2 protein-coding genes and 1 pseudogene are annotated in these 1,821 nt (G+C 69.6%); all 3 read right to left on the reverse strand.

Translation table 11 applies throughout. The annotated features are described in order from the left end of the window. Positions 1-315 (reverse strand): annotated as a pseudogene (locus tag ACFOYX_RS36225) (integrase); the annotation flags it as partial. A 3-nt stretch (positions 316-318) separates the two neighbouring features. Beyond that, positions 319-651 (reverse strand): helix-turn-helix transcriptional regulator, encoded by a 333-nt coding sequence (locus ACFOYX_RS36230; RefSeq protein WP_109805381.1) that lies wholly within the window; start codon positions 649-651, stop codon positions 319-321. Further along, on the reverse strand, positions 652-1,821 hold a 1,170-nt coding region (locus ACFOYX_RS36235), incomplete at its 5' end, for a tyrosine-type recombinase/integrase (RefSeq protein WP_377534827.1).

Genomic DNA, 1,821 nt, shown 5'->3' on the forward strand with positions numbered 1-1,821 from the left:
GAGGCTCAGGAACAGTTGCTGCCAGCGGATGCCTGCCAGGTAGGGGGCGAGCAGCACCGCGGATCGGGCGTCGCTGGCCAGCCTCGCCCGCTCGTCGCGGGCCTGGCACCAGCACAGGCGGCAGTAGCCCTGCTTCAACAGCTGCACCCGGGCGCAGGCCGCGCACTCGCCGGTCGGGTAGCCCTTGTGCGGGGCGGCGAAGTTGTAGCAGGGCAGGCAGATGCCTTGGGCGTAGGTCAGGCCCCAGGCGAAGCAGTTCGCGCAGTTGGTGACGGTGCGCGGCACGACCGTGCCGTCGTGGTCGCGGGCGGCCACCGGTCAGCGCGGCGGCAGCGACCGGCCGTCGCGGCGACGGGGCACCACCCGAGTCAGCGGAACGGGCGCGGTGGCATCGGCGGCGGGCTTCGCGGTGTCCGGGGCGGCCCGGGACACGCTGTCGGGTTCGGCGATCAGCAGGTCGCCGACCTGGCAGTCCAGTGCCACGCAGATCACGTCGAGGTCGGCCAGTTTGATCGTCACGGGCTGGCCGGACCACAGCCCGGACATCTTCCCTGCGGAGATGACCAGGCCGTGCTCGGCGAACACCTGTTGCAGCTCGGAGGCCTTCCAGATGCCGCGTTGAGCCGCGACCAGGCGCATGTTCCACCGCATTCAGCGCAGTCCTTCCAGTCGTCGGGCGGCGCGGCGCTGCCCGTCGAGCCATGCCTGTTCGATCCGGGTGCGGTGCACGTGGACGTACTTCATGGTGGTGGCGACCCAGGTGTGCCCGAGCATCTCCTGGATCGCGATCAGATCCACCCCGTTGAGATACATCTGCGACGCGCAGTAGTGCCGCAGCACGTGCGGGGTGATTTTGTCCGTCCAGGACGGCAGGTGCGCGGCGACCGCGGTGGCGAGCCCGGCGCGCAGCGCGTCGTAACCGACCCGGCCGCCGCCCTGGCGTTCCGAGCAGAACAGCGGTGCGCCGGGCGATCGATGGTCGCCGCCGAACAGCGCCCACACGTCCTCGATGAACCAGGCGAGGGTGCGGCCGGCGTGGTTGATCAGCGGCACCATGCGTTCGCGGGGACCGGAGCCGTTGGCGCCTTTGCCGAGGCGGACGTGGAGCTTGCCGAACGGGCCGAGGTCCCATTTGATGTCGTGCAGGTCCAGGCTGCGGGCCTCGTTGACCCGCAGCCCGACATCGGCCATCAACCTTGCAGCGGTGTAGTTGCGGGCTGTCGGCGCGAACTTGCGGCACGTCGTCAGCTCCGCCGCCCACCCCGTGAACAAGGTGTCGATCTCCTCGGCGCTCGGCGGGATCCGCAGCTTGGCGTCCTTACGCCCGCGCGGCCGGTTCATCTCGTCGATCGGACACGCCACGACCCGGCCGGTCAGCGCGTGCAGTTCCGCCTGGAACCGCAGCTCAAGAAAGGTGAAGTAGGTGCGCAGCGCCTGCGAACGGGCCAGCCTCGTCCCCGACGGCGCACCCCGCAACGCGCGACCGAAGTAGGCGTCCGCGTCGGCCGGTTCCATCTCCCACAGCGGCCGACCGAACCAGTCCCGAATCTGCTCCAGCTGGCTGACATCACCACGCACCGTGCCATCGGCCAAGCCGGCCGACGCCCGCGCCAGCACGAACCCGGCCAGCACGTCCACCTCGAACCGCTCGAGGTCCTCGGCCGACGCCGGCGCACGCCGGTCACGCAGATCCTGGACGACCGCCAGCCCCAACTCAAGAACCTCGCGTTCACCGCAACCGAAGCCACTCCAGACGATCCGAAGCAGCTTCAAGATTCCCGAGAAGGGTTCAGAACACAACCATTGATCCACATCGCGAGA

Origin of the sequence: Micromonospora sp. GCM10011541 (genome assembly GCF_042650725.1) — a bacterium.
GTDB lineage: Bacteria > Actinomycetota > Actinomycetes > Mycobacteriales > Micromonosporaceae > Micromonospora > Micromonospora sicca.

What these genes read in the sequence shown, in the direction of transcription:
- ACFOYX_RS36230 (WP_109805381.1), bottom strand. Translation starts at nt 651, where the DNA reads ATGCGGTGGAACATGCGCCTGGTCGCGGCTCAACGCGGCATCTGGAAG.